Here is a 15678-nt window from a genome sequence, read left to right on the forward strand (position 1 = left end):
TGAAGCAGAGATAAGCAGGAGTACGCAGTGACCTACGTGATCGCCGAGCCCTGCGTCGATGTGCTCGACAAGGCCTGTATCGACGAGTGCCCCGTGGATTGCATCTACGAGGGTGACCGCATGCTGTACATCCACCCGGACGAATGCGTCGACTGCGGTGCCTGCGAGCCGGTCTGCCCTGTCGAGGCGATCTACTACGAGGACGACGTCCCCGACGAGTGGAACCCGTACACCAAGGCCAACGTCGACTTCTTCGACGAGCTCGGCTCGCCCGGTGGCGCCTCCAAGGTCGGCAAGACCAGCCACGACCCCGCCTTCATCAAGGCTCTTCCCCCGCAGGGCGAATGAGCCGGGTCGCTCTTCCTGATTTCCCCTGGGACTCCCTCGCCGGAGCCAAGGCGAAAGCCCAGGCACATCCCGGTGGCATCGTCGACCTGTCGATCGGTACGCCGGTGGACCCGGTCCCCGAGAGTATCCGCGCGGCGCTCGCGTCCGTGTCGGAGATCCCGGGGTACCCGACCACGCACGGGATCCCCGAGCTGAGGACCGCCGCGATCGAAGCGCTTTCGCGGCGGCACGGCATCGAGGGCGTTCCCGAAGCGGCCGTGCTGCCGACGATCGGTTCGAAGGAACTGGTCGCCTCGCTGCCGCGGCAACTGGGGTTCGGCCCCGGTGACCTCGTCGTCATCCCCGAGGTGGCGTACCCGACCTACGAGGTCGGCGTGCTGCTCGCGGGTGCTTCTCTGCTGCGTGCGGACAGCACTTTCGCGCTCGGCCCGCAGAAGCCCGCGATGCTGTGGCTGAACTCGCCGTCCAACCCGACCGGGCGCGTGCTCGGTGTCGACCACCTGCGCAAGGTCGTCGAGTGGGCGCGGGAACGCGACGTCGTCGTGGTCTCCGACGAGTGTTACCTGGCGCTGGGCTGGGAAAGCGAGCCCGTGTCGATCCTGCATCCGTCGGTGCACGGTGGCTCCATCGACGGTCTGCTGGCCGTCCACTCGCTGTCGAAGTCCGCGAACCTCGCCAGCTACCGCGCCGGATTCGTCACCGGCGACCCGAAGCTCGTCGCCGGGCTGCTGGAGATCCGCAAGCACTCCGGGCTGATCATGCCGAGGCCGGTGCAGGAAGCCATGGTCGCCGCGCTGAAGGACGACGAAGCCCTTGTCGTGCAACGCGAACGCTACGCGCGCCGGCGGCTGGTGCTGCGTAAGGCGTTGCTGGACAGCGGTTTCGAAATCTCGCATTCCGAGGCCGGTCTGTACCTCTGGTCCACGCGCGGGGAGTCCGCGCTGGACACCGTCGACTGGCTCGCCGAGCGCGGCATCCTCGCCGCGCCGGGCACGTTCTACGGGCCGACGGGTGACCGTCACGTGCGGATCGCCTTGACGGCGACGGACGAGCGGATCGATGCCGCGGTGGAGCGCCTCGCTTCGGCTTGATTCGCCCCTCGACACCGCGGATGTTATGAACTGGACTTTCATCGCAAAATCTGCAATGAAAGCCCCGTTCATAACACGCGCGGAGACAGTGACAGGGACGTTCAGGGCACGTCGCGGCCGGTGAAGCCCCGGTAGATGAACCGCGTCAGCGCCTCGACGGCCTCCTCCTCGGTGACCGCCGACCGGTCGACCAGCCACGTGTGCGCGAAGCCGTTGACCAGCTCGGCCATCATCGAGAGCGTGAGCCGTTCCGACGCCGGGAGCTCCATCCCCGCCGCGGTGATGTACCCGAGGTGGCCGAGGATGTCGGCCGTCTGATCGGCGCCGAAGCGCGCGTAGGTGCGCGCGAAGTCGTCGCTGACCATCGCGGCCTGGCGCAGCGCGAGCATCGTCGAGGCGTTGTCGCGATGGAAGTTCCAGTACTCGCGGACGTGCCAGCGCACCGCGTCCGGGTCGGTGAAGTCGGCTTTGTGTTCCGGCGAGGTCGCGTTGACGTCGCTCGCCGCCGCGAGGTCCGCGAGGAGCGCTTCGAGCAGCTCTTCCTTGCCCGCGAAGTGGTTGTAGAACGATCCCGCCGCGCGTCCGGCCTCGGCCGTGATGTCGGTGATCTTGGTGTTCAGGTACCCCTTCGCCGCGAAAACGCGCTTCGCCGCGTCCTTGAGCGCGGCTTCGGTCTCCGCCGCCTTCTCCTTGCGGCTCGTCGCCGTCATCGGCACCTCCTTGACACGGAAGGCTAGCAACGATCATAGTGAATGCAGATTCACTGAATCATAATTCACTGGAGGCGAGATGACCGACGTACTGATCGCGGGAGCCGGGCCGACCGGGCTCACGCTGGCCATCGACCTGGCACGCCGCGGTGTCGCCGTGCGGATCGTGGAGAAGGCCGAGACGTTCTTCGAGGGCTCGCGCGGCGACGGCCTGCAGCCGCGCACGCTGGAGGTCTTCGAGGACCTCGGCGTGCTGGACGCGGTGCTGGCGGCCGGGCAGCAGCCGGTGCCGATGAAGATCCACCTGGGCGGCGAGGTCGTCGGCGAACGGATGATGGCCGAGCTCGCCGAACCGACGCCGGACGTGCCTTACCCGAACGGCTTCTTCCTGGGCCAGTCGCGGACCGAAGGGATCCTGCGCGACCGGCTCGCCGAGTTCGGCGTCCAGGTCGAGCTCGGCACCCCGCTGCTCGGCTTCGAGCAGGACGCCGACGGCGTGACGGCCGAGCTGCCGGGCGAGCGGATCCGGGTCGACTACCTCGTCGGCGCCGACGGCGGGAAGAGCTTCGTGCGCAAGGCGCTCGGGATCGCGTTCGAGGGCACCACCGACGAATCGATCCGCATGCTGCTGGGCGACGTCCAGGCCGAGGGGCTCGATCGCGAGTTCGGGCACTGGTTCGCGAAGCCCGAAGACCCCATGACGGGGATCGTGCTCACGCCGCTGCCCGGGGTGCCGCACTTCCAGTTCGGCGCGCCACTGGGCGAGGAGCAGGTCGAGGCGTCGCTGGTCACCCTGCAGTCCCGGCTCGACGAGCTGTCCGGCGGCGGGGTCCGGCTGCACGATCTCACCTGGTCGACGGTGTGGCGGCCCAACATCCGGCTCGCCGAGCGGTTCCGGGACGGCCGCGTGTTCCTCGCCGGCGACGCGGCGCACGCCCACCCGCCGACCGGTGGGCAGGGGCTCAACACCGGCGTCCAGGACGGGTACAACCTGGGCTGGAAGCTCGCCGACGGCTCACCGGAGCTGCTCGACAGCTACGAGCCCGAGCGTCGCGGGGTCGCCGCGCGGGTACTGAAGATCAGCACGGAGATCCTCGAAAAGTACAAGGAAGGCGCGGACGACGCGCACGAGCGCGGCGAGAACACGCGCCAGCTGGACATCGGCTACCGCGGCGGCCCGCTCTCGCCCGCGGCGACCGGCCGGATCCGGCCCGGCGACCGCGCCCCGGACGCTCCGCTGAAGGACGCGAACGGCAAGTCCGTCCGGCTGTTCGAGCTGCTGCGCGGCCCGCAGTCGACGGTGCTGGTGTTCGGTGACGGTCCGGCACCCGAAAGCGCACGGCGGATCCTGCCCGCGGGCAGCGCACTGTCCGATGTGGACTTCGAAGACGTCGGCGGGCACGCCTTCGCCGCCTACGACGCCGAGAACGGGCGGCAGGTGTCGATCCGCCCGGACGGCTACATCCGCGGGCTCACCGCGTAGGCGGCCGCGTCGACCTCCGCCCAGACGTCGCGCCACACGGCGCGGACCTCGGCGCGGCGCAACAGTTCCTTCTCCGCGACCCGGCCCGCGATGAAGGCGACTTCGGAGTCGACAGAGGCTACGACGCTCCGCATGCGATCGGCGGCGACGCAGGCGTCCTGATGGTCCCCGAGGACGGTCTGAAGGTTCTTCGTGGCCTTGATCAGCCGCTGGATCCGCTCCGCCTGCTTCTTCTTCGCGGCGGGCTTGGCCATCTCGGCGGCGTAGCGGAGTTTCTTGCCGTAGATGCGAAGCGCGTGAAGGTCGTCATCCGGGGGATCGGAGGGAAGCGCCTTCACCGCCTTCGCGAGCTTTCGGTGTGGCTTCGTCAGCCCGGCGACGAGGTCCGCCGAGGTCTGGTGATTCCCTGAGGTGGGCTTCTCGGCGGCGGGCTGCCGGGCGAGACGGCCGATGTCCTGCAGCATCGAGGCGTACCGGGGGCTGGCGAGAGCGCGGGTGAGCCGCCGCTTCGCGACACCGCGTTCGGTGACGAACTTCGAGACCAGACGGCGCGCGGCAGGCTGGTCGCGCACCTCGAACTCGGCGACGACCTCGCGGAGATGCCCGATCAGGACGTCGAAGTCGCGGACTTCGCCGAGGGACTGGCCGAGCCAGCCGAGTTCGGCGCGCACCGGCTCGGCGTCCGGGCCGACGAGGCGGCCCGAGAGCTTGAGGACACTCCGCATCCGGCGCAGCGCGACCCGCATCTGATGCAGATCCTCGGGGTCGGCGCCGGATTTGGTGCCCGGTTCGTGCGCGAGGAGCGCGCGGATCTCGACGTCGAGTTTGACCCGGACGTGGGTGGCCGCCGGATCGTCCGGCCCGGCTTTCGCGGGGCGGTCGCCGAGCCCGAGCGCGGCCGGAGTGGTCGAAGGGACGTTCTCATGCGGCAGGATCTCGGCTGTCACAAGATGAATTCTAGGTGAACCGGCAAGGTGGTCCAGGCCGTGAGAGAAGCAAGGGACCTTTGCTGTCGCTCTCCGGGGGAGAGTGACAGCAAAGGTCCCTTGCTCTCTTCGCGCAGGTCAGTTGGCGTGCAGGGCCGCGTTCAGCTCGATGCCGACGCCGGTGCGCGCGACGACCTCGACGGCGCCGGTCCCGGAGTTCCGCCGGAACACCGCGCCCGAGACGCCGGACAGCTCCAGCGCCTTCACGACCTTGCCCTCGAAGGTCACCTTCGTGCCGGCCGTGACGTAGAGGCCCGCTTCGACGACCGAGTCGTCGCCGAGCGAGATGCCGACGCCGCCGTTCGCGCCGATCAGGCAGCGCTCGCCGATCGAGATGGTCTCCTTGCCGCCACCGGACAGCGTGCCCATGATCGACGCGCCGCCGCCGACGTCGGAGCCGTCACCGACCACGACACCGGCCGAGATCCGGCCCTCGACCATCGAGGCGCCGAGCGTGCCGGCGTTGAAGTTGACGAAGCCCTCGTGCATGACGGTGGTGCCGTTGGCCAGGTGCGCGCCGAGGCGGGCGCGGTCGGCGTCGGCGATCCGGACGCCGGTGGGCACGACGTAGTCCACCATCCGCGGGAACTTGTCCACGCTGTAGACGGTGACGTTGCCGCGCGCCCGCAGCCGCAGCCGGGTCGCCTCGAAGCCTTCGACGGGGCACGGCCCGTGGTTGGTCCAGACGACGTTCGCCAGCAGGCCGAAGACGCCGTCCAGGCTCGCGCCGTGCGGCCGGACCAGACGGTGCGACAGCAGGTGGAGGCGCAGGTAGACGTCGTGTGTGTCACCGGGGGCGTCGGAGAGGCGGGCGATGGTCGTGCGGACCGCGACGACCTCGACACCGCGGTCGATGTCCGGGCCGAGCTGGGCCGCGGCGGCCTCGCCGAGGGCCTCGGAGGCCTCTTCGGCGGTCAGCCGCACCGTGTCGGGCTCGCTGTCGGCGCCGTCGGTCAGCTTGGGCAGCGGGAACCAGGTGTCCAGCACCGTGCCCTCGGTCGTGACGGTGGCCAGGCCGACGCCGGTGGCGCCGGTCGTTTCGGGATCAGGGGTCTGCTCGCTCACGCCCTGAACGGTAACCCAGTGATCCGCGTCAGCCGCCGACGAGGCTCTTCACGCTGGTCAGCGCGGCCGACATGTCGACGAGCGCCTGGCCGCACGGGCCGCCAGGAGCGTCCTGGTCCTGACAGTTCGTGGTGCGGAAGACGGAGATCGGGCGGTCGAGCGCGTCGGCGTTCGGCACCAGGTCCGGGCGGCGCTTGCGGACGCTGCCCGCGGCGCTGGAGAGTTCGGTGACGTACTTCTGGCAGCCCTTGGGCGATTGGTTCCCCGGCGCCAGGTAGCACTGGTCGGTGCTCAGCGCCTTGAGCTTGATCGGCAGCACGTCCGGCCCCTCGCCGCGCGTGGGTTTCACGGTGACCGGGACCTCGTTCGCTCCGCAGCCGCTGAGTACCAGGAGAAGGGCGAGCAGGATCGCTTTGGTGCGCACGCCTTCACGGTAGCCCCGAGGCCGCGCCGGTACGGTGCGGGCATGCCTTCGCTCGATCTGCACGCCGATCCCGTCGACCTCACCGCCGCGCTGGTGGACATCTTCAGCGTCTCGGAGGAGGAGAAGGTCATCGCGGACGTCGTCCAGGCGGCGCTGGAGACGCAGGCCCCGCATCTCGAGGTGATCCGCAACGGCGACGCGGTCCTCGCCCGGACGAACCTCGGCCGTCCCTCGCGGGTGATGCTGGCGGGGCATCTCGACACCGTTCCGGTGAACGAGAACATGCCCGTACGCCGCGAGGGGACCGGTGACGACGAGATCCTGCACGGCCTCGGCACCGTCGACATGAAGAGCGGCGACGCCGTCTTCCTGCACCTCGCCGCCGCTCTCCGCGAGCCAAGGTACGACATCACCTTCGTGTTCTACGACTGTGAAGAGATCGAAGCGACGAAGAACGGCCTCGGCCGTATCGAGCGCGAGCTGCCCGAGTGGCTGCAGGCCGACCTCGCGATCCTCGGCGAGCCTTCGAACGGCGGGATCGAAGGCGGGTGCCAGGGCACGATGCGGATCGAGATCCGCGTCGAAGGCGTCCGGGCGCACACCGCGCGCGGCTGGATGGGCGTCAACGCGATCCACGGTCTCGCCGAACCGCTGCGCAGGCTGGCCGGGTACACGCCGCGGGTGGTCGACATCGACGGCCTGACCTACCGCGAAGGCCTGCAGGCCACGAAGATCGGCGGCGGTGTCGCGGGCAACGTCGTGCCGGACGAGGCCGTGCTCACGATCAACCACCGCTTCGCGCCCGACCGCTCGTCGGAAGAGGCCGAAGCGCACCTTCGGGAGGTCTTCGAGGGCTACGACGTCAAGGTTGTCGACTTGTCGCCAGGGGCGTTGCCCGGCCTGAGTGCCCCCGCCGCGGCCGAGCTGGTCGCCGCGGCCGGTGGCAAGGCGGTCGCGAAGCTGGGCTGGACCGACGTCGCACGCTTCGCGGCTCTCGGGATCCCGGCGGTGAACTTCGGTCCCGGCGACCCGACGCTGGCGCACACGCGGCAGGAGAACGTGCGCGCGGGCGAGATCCGGCAGGTCGCCGCGGTGCTGCGCGAATTCCTCAGCTAGCCAGCGCGAGCAGTTCGCCCAGCGCCCGCTCCGGACCGCCATAGGTGAGGTGGGCGATGGCGAACATCGGCGCGACCACCCGGCTCCAGGCATACAGCCTGTCGACGTCGAGCCCGCACGCGTCCGCCACCAGGCGACAGCGGGCATCGACGCCTTCATGCCCGGCGCCTGCCACCACGTAGTCGACGGCGTCGAAGCACGGGTCGCCCACGCACGCTTTCGGATCGATCGCGATCAGGCCGCGCGCCGCGCCGCCGTCCAGGACGTTGCCGAGGTGGAGATCGCCATGGAGCAGCACGACCTTGTCCTGGGTGTCCAGTAGCGCCTCACAGCGCTCGATCGCCCGCTGCCAGGTGTCCTCGCCGATCCGGGCGCCGATGGCCGGATCGGCCAGTCTCCGGCCTATCCGGTCGAAGGACTCCTCGAACCGGCCGCGCAGGGTCCACTGCCAGTCCGCGGGCGGAGCCACGGCATGCAGCGCTGTCAGCAGCTCTCCCCAGCGCGCAGGCAAGGACGACGACGGCAGGTCCTCGGCCGCGGTCCCGGGCTGGATCTCCTCCAGCATCATCGCGCCGGCGTCCGCGTCGGCGGCCAGCACGGCGGGCACCCGGCCCGTCGGCGCGAAGACCCGCAGCATTTCGAGCTGTTTGGCCAGCAGCGCCCCGTCCGGGCTGAGTTTGAGCACCGCGGGAGTCCCGTCGGACCAGCGGCAGCGCAGGACGACGGACGAAGCCCCGCTGTCGAACAACTCGCCGAGCGTGAAACCCCAGCGGGCGGCCAGCCGCGCGGCGAGGGCAGGGACCCCGGCGAGCCACCCTTCGGCGTCAGGACCGAATCGGCCCGCCAGCCGGGCGCCGATGTCTTCCAAGTCCACTTCGGTCACTTCGGAACGTCCTCCTCCGCACCGAGCAGGAGCAGTCCGCGCCGCAGCAGATCCGCGGCTTCTTCGGAACGACCCTGATCGCGTAGCAACTCTCCCGCTTTGTCGACCGAAGCGGCCAACACACCCCGAGCATCGCGAAGAGCGGCGACGTCGATGGCGTGCGCGAAGCCCGCTTCGGCTGCTTCGAGGTCTCCGCGGGCCAAGGCGAGCGAGCCCTGCTGGAACGTGAGCGACGCGGAGAGCGGCGAGTCCGCAGGGATGACTTCGACCGCTTCCGCGAGCAGCGCGGCGGCGTCGTCCAGGCGGCCGAGTTCACGGCAGACGTCGGCGAGTTCCAAGGTGACGGCGTGATCGGGCGCGGCCGCCCGTGACGCGCGAAGGTCGGCGAGAGCGCCTTCGAGGTCTTCGGTACGCCGAGCCAGCGCCCGCGCGAACAGGCACCGGGCGAGCACCGGGCGCAGGGCGCGTTCGTGGAGCAGGTCGTGCAGCACCGAGACGGCGGCGATGGCGTCGGCCACCCGTCCTTCGCCGAGATACGCCTCGGCCAGCCGTCGCTGGTTCCCGGTGAGCTCGGCCAGGATCTCCTCGCCGCCGCGAGCCAGCCGCAGTGCCTCGCCCGCGTGGTGCGCGGCCTGGGCGGTCTCGCCGAGCCGGAGCTGCCCTTCGGCGAGGTACGCGTGCAGGGTCAGCAGGAGCACCGGATGCGGATGGCCGTCGAGGCTCGCGTCGAGCGCTGTCCGGAGCAGGTGCATCGCGTGGTGCGGCTCGCCAGGGCCGATCAGGACGTTCGCCCGCAGCGCGGCGGCCAGTTCGCGATACGGCGGGATGTCGTCGGCGAGAGCGGCTTCGGCGGCGGCCACCAGCCGCGGCCGGGTGCCGCCCTCGGTGAACCGCGCGACCCACAGCCAGGCGAGCCCGGCCTGACGGCGCCGTCCGATTCCCTCGGCACGCCGCGCCAGCCGCCGCATCTTCGGCGCCGAGCCGTTCCCCGCGAGGAAGTCCGCCGCGGCCGCCGCGATGTCCAGATCGAGCCGGACGTCGTCACGGGGCGAGGTCACGCCGAGCAGTTCGCCGGTGTCCACCCCGAGCCGTGCGGCGAAGTGGCGCAACGCGTCACCGGACGGCGTCCGCGCCCCCGTCTCGACGGACGAGACGTAAGCGGCGGTGTAGTGCGGCTCGGCGAGTTCGCGCTGGGTGAGGCCGCGTTCGGCGCGCAGCCGCCGCAGCCGTCCGCCGACCTCGTCACCCATGACCGAGAACGATACGGGCGAACGCGCCGAAAGGTTGTGCGCACGGCACCGCAACTTCTCCCGGCCCCGGGCCGTATCCCTGGATGTGACCGAAGATCTCCGGGAGGATCGATGACCGTGCGCCGGGCTCTGGTCATCGCCGTGTGCGCCCTGGTGATCGCGGGCTGCGAAGCCCATCCGGTAGCTCCTCCCGCGGTGACCCCGGTACCGGTCATCGCTTCGCCGACAGCGCTTGCGATGCCTTCGCCGAAGCCCGTGCTCGCGCCGCCGTCCAGCGGGATCACCTTCCCGCAGGCAGGATCCGGCCAGTGGATCTTTCCCCTCGGCGAGGGCCCTGTCGACGGGCGGTCCGGAAAGCTGGTGCGGTACCACATCGCCGTCGAGGCCGACATCGCCGGCGTGAGTTCGGACGAATTCGTCAAAGCGGTCGAGTCCACTTTGGCCGATCCTCGCGGCTGGACCGGTGGCGGGCGCTGGCGGTTGCAGCGGGTCGGTGCCGACGGCCCGTTCGATTTCACGCTCTACCTCGCCACGCCGAAGACGCGCGACGCACTGTGCGGCAGGCCGGACGGCTATACGTCGTGCCGCAACGGGAACAGCGTCGTGCTCAACGTCGCGCGCTGGGCGGACGGCATCCCCGGTTATGGCGCGCCGCTGACGGTCTATCGCCAGTACATGGTCACGCACGAGGTCGGGCACCGGCTCGGGCGCGGTCACGAGAAGTGCCCCGTGCCGGGTGCCCTCGCGCCGGTGATGCAGCAGCAGACGCTGGGCCTGCACGGCTGCGCCCCGAATCCGTGGCCCTATCCGGACGGGACGCAGTACTCGGGACCTTCGGGGGAGTACGCCGATCCGATCCCGCGTGGCGACTCGTGAGTGGCTCTGTAGTGGCGTTGTTGCGGTGTGGCTGTGGTCGGGGTGTTGCGAAAGCCACTTTCGCGACCTTGAGCGTTGCGAAAGTGGCTTTCGCAACGCTCAAGGTCGCGGCGAGGGCGGGCGTGGAGTGCGGTGTAGAGCGTCGTGAGTGGTAAGTGTCGTTCTAACGTCACTTACCACTCACGACGCCCGGTGCGGACGCGCGCGGTCAGCGGCCCTGCAGCGACCGCACGTTGTTCCCGAACGTCCAGCTCCGCGAACCGTCCCAGTTGATCGACCAGGTCATCAGGCCCTTGAGCCCCGGAATGCCGCGGTACGCCTGGGAAACCAGCCCCGGCGACATGTAACCGCCGCCGGCGCCCGCCTGCGCGGGCAGACCCGGGACCTGCTTGTCGTAAGGAACGCGGATCGTCGTGCCCTGGATCACCAGGCCCTTGTCGAGACACTCCGTCTGCTTGACGAAGCCCTGAACCGTCCCGGCCTGGTACGAATCGCCGGAGCAGCCGTACATGCTTCCGTTGTAGTACTGCATGTTCAGCCACCACAGCCGGCCGTTGTCCGCGTACTTCTTGATGATCGGCAGGTACGCGCCCCAGATCGAGCCGTAGACGACGCTGCCACCGGTGACGTACGCGGTCTCGGGCGCCATGGTGAGCCCGAAGTTCGACGGCATCGCGGCGAGCACGCCGTCGATGATGCGGATGAGGTTCTTCTGCGACGCGGAAAGCGTGCTGATGTTCCCGCCGCCGGTGAGGCCGGTTTCGATGTCGATGTCGATCCCGTCGAAGTTGTACTTCTTCAGGATCGGCACGATGGTCGCGACGAACTTGTCCGCGACGGTGGCGGAGTTCAGGTCGATCCCCGCGGTGGCACCGCCGATCGACATCAGGATCGTCGAGCCCGCGTCCTTGGCGGCGCACATTTCGGACGGGGTCGCGACCTTCACAGTCGCGTCCATCCCATCCTCCCATTTTGCCGTTCCGTCGGACAGGATGACCGGAAAGGCCGCGTTGATCACGTTGTACCCGTTGTTCTTGATCCGGGCGTCGGTGATCGGGATCCAGCCGAGCGGCGGGTGGACGCCGTTCGAAGCGCCGTCCCAGTTCTCCCAATAGCCTTGCAGGACCTTGCCCGCGGGCTTCGATTTGACCGCGCAGACCTCGGCGTCCGTCGAGGCTTGCGCCGGGGTCAGGACGACCAGCGTGGTGACGGCGAGTACCGCCGCGCCGGTGATTGCGAGCAGCCGTGAGACGCGACCGAACATACCCAGCTCCCATCTCGAAAGCGGTTGTGAACGAACAACAGGAAGCGGCCGTTCGGCTCAACATAGGTCGCGGTGCCCGGCCCCCGCTACCGACGATCGGGTGGTCTAGACCAGATATCGAAAGGTTGTCCGGAAATCGTTCCCACGCACGAGGGCCATCTCACGAGGCCGGGTGTCCTCGTGAGATGGCCCTCGCCATTCGGGTGGATCAGACGGTGATGGTCCAGCTGTCGAGCGTGCCGGTGTCACCGGAGTAGGCGTCGTAGACCACGAGCGTCCAAGTGCCGGAAGCGGCTTCGTTGGTCACCGGGACCGAGTAATTCCTGGTGCCCAGCTCGGTGCAGGGCAGCGAGCCGGTGGCCTTGACCGAGTACGTGCTGCCGTCGGGGGCCTTCAGGCTGATCCGGAGGTCCTCGGAACAGGTGTGCGTACCGGTGATCGACACCTTGACCGGCGAAGTCGCCGTTCCCGTCGCGGTGGACGTGATCGGGCTGTTCACCGTGCCGTAGTCGTTGATCGGGTAGTCGGTGCCGTTGGTGAACGTGCGCACGCTGACGTTGCCGACGGTCAGCGTGTACTGCGCCGTGCGGTCCACCGAGGTCCCGTCACCGGTCACCGTGATCGTGCTGGTCCCGTTGGGCGTGTCCGCCGACGTCTGGATGGTGAGCGTCGAGGAGGCGCCGGACTGCACCGAAGCCGGGTTGAACGTCGCGGTCGCCCCGGCGGGAAGACCGCTGGCGCTCAGCGCGACCGTCTGTGCCGCACCGGAAGTCGTCGTGGTGTTGACCGTGACGGTCGCCGACTGTCCAGGTTGGACGGTGCCGGACGACGGGGAGAGACCGAGCGAGAAGTCGGGCCCCGTCGGGGTGGTGACGGCGAGCTTCCAGAGCGCGTAGCCGATCGCGTCGCTGTTCTTCTCCAGCGGGGTGTCCGGGATGTTGGACGTCGTGTCGCAGGCGCGGTGGTAGCAGTTGTCGAACGCCGCGCCCGCGGTGCCGCCCCACTTCGCCCGCTGCGCGGAGCTCTTGATGTCCCCGGCACCGGTCGCCAGTCCGCCGACCGGGATACCGGCGGCCTTGAACGACGCGTGGTCCGAACGGCCGTCGCCCTCGGAGTCCCCTTCGGTCTGGATGCCGATCGAGGTGAAGTACTCGTCGAACATCGCCTTGACCGAAGCGACGTCGTCATAGACGAAGTAACCCCAGTTGCTGGAGCCGATCATGTCGAAGTTCAAGTAGGTCTTGATCTTCGTGCGCTCGGCCTGCGGCAGGTTGTTGACGTAGAACTTGGACCCGCGGAGGCCGGACTCCTCGTCGGCCCACCAGCCGAAGCGGACCCGCTTGGCCAGTGTGGGGTTCTCGCGGGCCAACGTCAGCGCGACTTCGAGGATCGAGGCCGAACCCGAGCCGTTGTCGTTGATGCCGGGACCGGCGGCGACACTGTCGAGGTGCGCGCCGAGCATGATGACCTGGCTGGCGTCACCCTGCGGCCATTCCGCGATGATGTTCTGGCTCGAACCCGCGCAGCTGGTGCAGCTCTGCAGCGTGACGTTGTAGCCGGCGTCGCGCAGCTTCTGCGACACATAGGTCACCGACGCCGTGTAGCCCGACCGTCCGGCGGCCCGGTTGCCGCCGTTCTGGTTGGCGATGGTCTGCAACGCGTTCAGGTGTGTCTTGATGTTGGCGAGCGAGATGTCCGGCGCGGCGTTGGCGGTCGTGACCGCCTGCGCCGGCGTCACGACGACACCCAGTACGGCGGCCATGCCGACGACGGCCGCTCCTATTCGCTTTCCCCACTTCATGCCGGGGTCTTCCTTCCTTGACGGGATTCGCGGAAGGACTCCTGCCCCCGGCCGGGCCGGGGGCAGGAGTCCTTCGCCTGCGAGGGGGAGCTAGACGGTGATCGACCAGCTGTCGAGCGTGCCGGTGTCACCGGAGTAGGCGTCGTAGACCACGAGGGTCCAGGTGCCTGCCGCGACCTCGTTGGTCACCGGGACCGAGTAGTTCTTGGTGCCGAACTGGGTGCACGGCAGGGAACCGGTGGGCTTGACGGAATACGTGCTGCCGTCGGGGGCCTTCAGGCTGATCCGGAGGTCCTCGATGCAGGTGTGGGTACCGGTGAGCGTCAGCTTCACCGGGGACACCGCGTTGCCGGTCGCGGTCGAGGTGATCGCGCTGTTCACCGTGCCGTAGTCGTTGATCGGGTAGTCGGTGTCGTTGGTGAACGTCCGGATGTTGCTGCTGGTGCCGACGGTCAGCGTGTACTGCGCGGTGTGCGCGCCGCTGGTCCCGGTACCGGTCACCGTGATGGTGCTGGTGCCGTCAGGGGTGCTCGTCGACGTCGCGATGGTGAGCGTCGAGGAGGCACCGGACTGGACCGAGGCCGGGTTGAACGTCGCGGTCGCCCCGGCGGGGAGGCCACTGGCGTTCAGCGAAACCGTCTGAGCCGCACCGCTGACGGTCGCGGTGTTCACCGTGACGGTGGCCGAGTCGCCGGCCTTCACGGTGCCCGACGCCGGGGTGACGCCGACCGAGAAGTCGGGGCCCTGCGGGGTGCACGAGGTCGGCTCACCGGTCGCCGCGGTGACGCTGATGCCTTCCCATGCCGCCTTGGTGGTGTTGAACTCGGTGCAGGAGTTCGGGTACAGCGCGAGCGCCGCTTCCAGGGTCGCCTTGCGGGCGGCCTTGTGGTTCCAGCCGGAGGTCTTCTTCAGCAGGCCGTTGTAGAAGATCTTCGCGGCCTTCTGGATGCCGAGACCGGTGATCGAGGTGTTGTTGCAGGTCGGGCTCGCGGGCTTGCCGGCGGGCGCGGTGCCCTCGGCCAGCAGGTAGAACCAGTGGTTCTGCGGGCCCGCCGCGGCGTGCACCTCGGTGTTCGGGATCGAGGACGAGTAGCAGTTCGGGTTACCCGAGATCTTGCTCGGCTGGTACATGTAGCGGATCGGGCCCTGGCCGACCAGGTTCACGCCCTCGCCGACCTCGTAGTCCGGAGTGTCCTTGGCGTTGTTGGCGTAGTGCTCGGTGATGGCGCCGAAGATGTCACCGGTGGACTCGTTCAGCCCGCCGTTCTCGTTGCCGCTGCCCGCGCCACCCGGGGTGGTCTGGAAGATGGCGTGGCCGAACTCGTGCGCGACGACGTCCATCGAAGTGGCCTGGCGCTGGTTGTCCTGCGAGTGCCCGAAGGTGGTCGAGGAACCGTCCCAGTAGGCGTTGACCTGGTTGAGGCCGACGGAGGCGGGGAAGCCGCCGCCGCTGCCGTTGATGCCGTTGCGGCCGAGCCATTCGCTCAGCATCTTCCACTCGGTCTGGACGCCGAAGAGCGTGTCGACACAGGCGGTTTCCAGGTTGGTGCCGGAACCGTTGCCCCAGTTGTCGTCAGGACCGGAGTAGATCGCGCCGTTCTGCGGCTTGCAGCTGATGTTGGGGCGCCCCGGGTCGCGCATGGAGTAGGTGCCGCCGGAGTTCGTCGTGTCGATGCTGACGTTGCCGACGTAGTAGCTGTTCCCGGCGCCCAGCACGCTGGTGCCGGTCGACGTGTTCTGCGTGGCGGCGGGGATGTTCGACATCTTGACGTCGTCACGGGTGTCGAGGATCGCCCCGGAGGTGCCGTCCACGAAGACGTGCAGGTTGCTCGGGTTCGCCGCCTTGGTGCCCTTGACGACGACCTCGTAGGCGAGCTTGGGGGAGTTCCCCGCCAGCACGACGAGCTTCGGCGCGACGACACTGTCTACTTTGGACAGCTGGTCGCGGGCGACCTCGGCCGCCCTCGCCGCGGTGATCTTGGCCTTGGTGTCGACCGAGATCGCCGCGGTCTCCGCGGCGCTGGTGCCGTGGACGCGCCCGGCGCCGTCGGCGACCACCACCGCGTCCCCGCCGACGACCGGCAGGCCACGGTAGGTTCGTTCGTAAGCGGCGTAGAAGAGTCCTCCGCCACCCGGTGTCATCCCGACGCGGCGGAAGCTCTCCTGAGCGCCCTTCCGCAAGTGGTCTACACCAGCCGTGGCGGCCTGGTCGGCCGCGCTCGCGGCCACCGCGTCGGGGCTCGCGGGCTGGATGGTGGCGGTGGTCGCGTTCGCCGGGATCGCCGGGAACGTCATGCTCAGGGCAAGGCCGGCGATTGCCGCCAACCCTGTTCTGAGCCCTCGCTGAACGGTCATGGGAACCTTCCATGGGCAGGACCGTG

Annotated in this window: 14 protein-coding genes; 5 read left to right on the forward strand and 9 right to left on the reverse strand. The window is 69.2% G+C overall.

What is annotated here, in order from left to right:
• Positions 1–27 precede the first annotated feature (27 nt).
• Both fdxA and dapC read left to right on the forward strand, forming a co-directional pair.
• Positions 28–348 carry a ferredoxin gene (gene fdxA, locus ACFOSH_RS21605; protein ID WP_005155436.1) on the forward strand — a complete coding sequence of 107 codons (321 nt, stop codon included), beginning with the start codon at positions 28–30 and terminating at the stop codon, positions 346–348.
• Positions 345–1439, forward strand: coding sequence for a succinyldiaminopimelate transaminase (dapC, locus tag ACFOSH_RS21610; protein WP_378240827.1), 1095 nt, complete (start codon positions 345–347; stop codon positions 1437–1439). Before fdxA ends, dapC begins: the two co-directional genes overlap by 4 nt.
• 101 nt (positions 1440–1540) lie before the next feature.
• Here dapC and ACFOSH_RS21615 read toward each other — a convergent pair whose 3' ends face one another.
• Positions 1541–2149 (reverse strand): TetR/AcrR family transcriptional regulator, encoded by a 609-nt coding sequence (locus ACFOSH_RS21615; protein WP_378240828.1) that lies wholly within the window; start codon positions 2147–2149, stop codon positions 1541–1543.
• 79 nt (positions 2150–2228) lie between these two features.
• Between ACFOSH_RS21615 and ACFOSH_RS21620 the strand changes: the two genes are divergently transcribed.
• Positions 2229–3632, forward strand: a complete 1404-nt coding sequence (locus ACFOSH_RS21620) for an FAD-dependent monooxygenase (protein ID WP_378240829.1) — start codon at positions 2229–2231, stop codon at positions 3630–3632.
• On the opposite strand, the gene ACFOSH_RS21625 is transcribed toward ACFOSH_RS21620, so the two are convergent.
• The 3 genes from ACFOSH_RS21625 to ACFOSH_RS21635 all read right to left on the reverse strand — a co-directional run bounded on the left by ACFOSH_RS21625 (position 3608) and on the right by ACFOSH_RS21635 (position 6107).
• Entirely contained in the window at positions 3608–4579 is a 972-nt protein-coding gene (locus ACFOSH_RS21625; protein ID WP_378240830.1) for a CHAD domain-containing protein, read from the reverse strand. The two genes, ACFOSH_RS21620 and ACFOSH_RS21625, sit on opposite strands and share 25 nt — an antisense overlap.
• Positions 4580–4696: 117 nt before the next feature.
• Positions 4697–5683, reverse strand: coding sequence for a 2,3,4,5-tetrahydropyridine-2,6-dicarboxylate N-succinyltransferase (dapD, locus tag ACFOSH_RS21630; protein ID WP_378240831.1), 987 nt, complete (start codon positions 5681–5683; stop codon positions 4697–4699).
• Between the two features lie 28 nt (positions 5684–5711).
• The gene (locus ACFOSH_RS21635; RefSeq protein ID WP_378240832.1) at positions 5712–6107 is read right to left on the reverse strand and encodes a hypothetical protein; all 396 of its coding nucleotides are present in this window, start codon (positions 6105–6107) and stop codon (positions 5712–5714) included.
• Positions 6108–6149: 42 nt separating this feature from the next.
• Between ACFOSH_RS21635 and dapE the strand changes: the two genes are divergently transcribed.
• Positions 6150–7223, forward strand: coding sequence for a succinyl-diaminopimelate desuccinylase (dapE, locus tag ACFOSH_RS21640; RefSeq protein ID WP_378240833.1), 1074 nt, complete (start codon positions 6150–6152; stop codon positions 7221–7223).
• On the opposite strand, the gene ACFOSH_RS21645 is transcribed toward dapE, so the two are convergent.
• The gene (locus ACFOSH_RS21645; RefSeq protein WP_378240834.1) at positions 7216–8106 is read right to left on the reverse strand and encodes a phosphotransferase; all 891 of its coding nucleotides are present in this window, start codon (positions 8104–8106) and stop codon (positions 7216–7218) included. The two genes, dapE and ACFOSH_RS21645, sit on opposite strands and share 8 nt — an antisense overlap.
• The gene (locus ACFOSH_RS21650) at positions 8103–9356 is read right to left on the reverse strand and encodes a helix-turn-helix domain-containing protein (protein WP_378240835.1); all 1254 of its coding nucleotides are present in this window, start codon (positions 9354–9356) and stop codon (positions 8103–8105) included. Before ACFOSH_RS21650 ends, ACFOSH_RS21645 begins: the two co-directional genes overlap by 4 nt.
• Positions 9357–9467: 111 nt before the next feature.
• Here ACFOSH_RS21650 and ACFOSH_RS21655 point away from each other — a divergent pair, with 111 nt between their 5' ends.
• Entirely contained in the window at positions 9468–10232 is a 765-nt protein-coding gene (locus ACFOSH_RS21655) for a DUF3152 domain-containing protein (RefSeq protein WP_378240836.1), read from the forward strand.
• A gap of 208 nt (positions 10233–10440) precedes the next feature.
• Here ACFOSH_RS21655 and ACFOSH_RS21660 read toward each other — a convergent pair whose 3' ends face one another.
• The 3 genes from ACFOSH_RS21660 to ACFOSH_RS21670 all read right to left on the reverse strand — a co-directional run bounded on the left by ACFOSH_RS21660 (position 10441) and on the right by ACFOSH_RS21670 (position 15652).
• Positions 10441–11496, reverse strand: a complete 1056-nt coding sequence (locus ACFOSH_RS21660) for a chitinase (protein ID WP_378240837.1) — start codon at positions 11494–11496, stop codon at positions 10441–10443.
• Between the two features lie 208 nt (positions 11497–11704).
• Positions 11705–13297, reverse strand: a complete 1593-nt coding sequence (locus tag ACFOSH_RS21665; RefSeq protein ID WP_378240838.1) for a M20/M25/M40 family metallo-hydrolase — start codon at positions 13295–13297, stop codon at positions 11705–11707.
• Between the two features lie 90 nt (positions 13298–13387).
• Complete coding sequence (locus ACFOSH_RS21670) at positions 13388–15652, reverse strand: M4 family metallopeptidase (RefSeq protein ID WP_378240839.1); 2265 nt, start codon at positions 15650–15652, stop codon at positions 13388–13390.
• Positions 15653–15678 lie beyond the last annotated feature (26 nt).

This window comes from Amycolatopsis speibonae, assembly GCF_042647925.1.
Classification (GTDB): Bacteria; Actinomycetota; Actinomycetes; order Mycobacteriales; family Pseudonocardiaceae; genus Amycolatopsis; species Amycolatopsis speibonae.

What these genes read in the sequence shown, in the direction of transcription:
- dapC (WP_378240827.1), top strand. Translation starts at nt 345, where the DNA reads ATGAGCCGGGTCGCTCTTCCTGATTTCCCCTGGGACTCCCTCGCCGGA.
- ACFOSH_RS21615 (WP_378240828.1), bottom strand. Translation starts at nt 2,149, where the DNA reads ATGACGGCGACGAGCCGCAAGGAGAAGGCGGCGGAGACCGAAGCCGCG.
- ACFOSH_RS21620 (WP_378240829.1), top strand. Translation starts at nt 2,229, where the DNA reads ATGACCGACGTACTGATCGCGGGAGCCGGGCCGACCGGGCTCACGCTG.
- dapE (WP_378240833.1), top strand. Translation starts at nt 6,150, where the DNA reads ATGCCTTCGCTCGATCTGCACGCCGATCCCGTCGACCTCACCGCCGCG.
- ACFOSH_RS21650 (WP_378240835.1), bottom strand. Translation starts at nt 9,356, where the DNA reads ATGGGTGACGAGGTCGGCGGACGGCTGCGGCGGCTGCGCGCCGAACGC.
- ACFOSH_RS21655 (WP_378240836.1), top strand. Translation starts at nt 9,468, where the DNA reads ATGACCGTGCGCCGGGCTCTGGTCATCGCCGTGTGCGCCCTGGTGATC.
- ACFOSH_RS21660 (WP_378240837.1), bottom strand. Translation starts at nt 11,496, where the DNA reads ATGTTCGGTCGCGTCTCACGGCTGCTCGCAATCACCGGCGCGGCGGTA.
- ACFOSH_RS21665 (WP_378240838.1), bottom strand. Translation starts at nt 13,297, where the DNA reads ATGAAGTGGGGAAAGCGAATAGGAGCGGCCGTCGTCGGCATGGCCGCC.
- ACFOSH_RS21670 (WP_378240839.1), bottom strand. Translation starts at nt 15,652, where the DNA reads ATGACCGTTCAGCGAGGGCTCAGAACAGGGTTGGCGGCAATCGCCGGC.